The sequence below is a fragment of the Candidatus Weimeria sp. HCP3S3_B5 genome, assembly GCF_052064335.1.
Classification (GTDB): Bacteria; Bacillota; Clostridia; order Lachnospirales; family Lachnospiraceae; genus Weimeria.
In genome coordinates this window covers 1-772 of the sequence record NZ_JBQHVU010000069.1, presented here as the reverse complement: position 1 = coordinate 772, position 772 = coordinate 1, and the positions used below count along the sequence as shown (strand labels likewise).

The following is a 772-nucleotide window of genomic DNA, read 5'->3' as shown; positions in this document are numbered from 1 at the left end:
TTCGATAACATCCAGTTCATCCAGGAGTCCCTGGAGGGTGTACTTTGAAAAAAGTTCGTTTTTCTGCATCCGGTCCTTGATATAGGACAGATATATCAAAGAAACAAAGGTTACAAACAGCTTTCCTTCCAGGCTTGCATCTGAAGAAACCAGCGTTCTCCGGCAGTTCAGACGTTCCTTAAGATTGCCGAACGCTTTCTCTACAACGTCGCGGGTTCGGTAGAGCTGCAGGGCTTCTACCGGATCCTTAACCTCGTTGCTGATCAGAACAAAGTAACCATACAGTCGACGTGCTTTACTCATAGCCTCGTTGTTTGGAACGATCTTCTTACCACGGACAGGTGTTTCGTGTACCGTGAAGTATTTTGCATAGTCCTTCTCGTGCTCAGGCTTATGCTTTCCGGAACGGAGTTCGTTTTCCAACCGTACATAGTAGGCAGTGCGCTTCTGATCATCTTCTACAGCCTTCTCCGGATTGTAGTAGAGATGCAGATACATTCGGCGGTCTGCCGTAATGGTATCGCCCTTGTAAGGACGGTCCTGTGTATAGTTCCATGCGATGGTCTTGCTGGCATAGTAGACCTTGTACTGGTCGCTGTAGTTCTCGTAATTACGAATATCGTCGCCAAGTTCCTTAATGTAAGCTTTCGCATAAGAGAGCGTTGTGTTGGCGCCGACAAGGAACTTATAGTGCTGCTTATACAAACCGTTGATGTTATCAGCACTGTAGTATCCACGGTCCATAACCAGCTTGACTTTCTTATACCCGAGG

Annotated in this window: 1 protein-coding gene; it reads right to left on the bottom strand. The window is 46.9% G+C overall.

The window, feature by feature from the left end; all coding sequences use genetic code 11:
- Positions 1 to 772, bottom strand: a 772-nt coding sequence (locus ACTNCK_RS11755) for an IS1634 family transposase (RefSeq protein ID WP_441082909.1), incomplete at both ends; no start/stop codon positions are given.